The organism is Pseudomonas brassicacearum (assembly GCF_003732265.1).
GTDB classification, from domain to species: Bacteria; Pseudomonadota; Gammaproteobacteria; order Pseudomonadales; family Pseudomonadaceae; genus Aquipseudomonas; species Aquipseudomonas brassicacearum_D.
In genome coordinates, this window is sequence record NZ_MOBK01000338.1 from 1 (window position 1) to 662 (window position 662).

Here is a 662-nt window from a genome sequence, read left to right on the forward strand (position 1 = left end):
GTTTGCAGCAGCGCGCGGTCGGCGGAGGTCAGGGTGCAATCGGGGTGTTCGGCGGATTCACCGAGGCGTTCGGAGCCGAGCAGTTCGACCAGCAACGAGGCGCCAGCGGTGTCGAGGGCGCCGAGACTGTTGAGATCGATCGGCGTATTGGCATCGTACTGGCCGTGGAGCTTTTCACTCAGTTGCTTGAGTTCGGCGTAATGGGCAAGCGTCCAGTCCCCCGTCACCCGCAAGCGGGCAGGACTGATCGACGTGTCCAGTTGGGCATTACCGCTGATCGAGCTGCTGGTCATAAGCTCCGTGCTTGTTCGTCTGCTAAGCGAACTAACGTAATAGCACGAACCGGGTTACTTTTCTTTGATCGCTGTGCTGTCCGTGACTTCGAAGCGCAGCACGCCGATCACCTGGCCGTCTTCGGTCAGCACCCGCACTTGCCACTTGCCCGCCGGGTTGCCGGGGAAATTCTGCTTGTGCGTCCAGGCGCGGTAGCCTTCCTTGCGCCCGCCATGGATATCGAGGGCGATGCGGTCGACCTCTTTGCCGTTGAATTGCCAGACGTGATAGATCCGCTCATCGAGCCCGCGCGGCGCGTTGATCGCGGTGTAGGCGTAGAGGCCATCGCCACGAATCTGCTCGGCGCTGACCGTGTCGAGGCTGGCGCC

1 protein-coding gene and 1 pseudogene are annotated in these 662 nt (G+C 62.1%); both read right to left on the minus strand.

The genetic code is table 11. From position 1 onward, the window contains the following. Positions 1-293: pseudogene (locus tag BK660_RS31590) on the minus strand (ABC transporter permease); the annotation flags it as partial. Positions 294-347: 54 nt separating this feature from the next. After that, positions 348-662: DUF2914 domain-containing protein (locus BK660_RS31595; protein ID WP_123436458.1), on the minus strand; the 315-nt coding region annotated here is incomplete at its 5' end.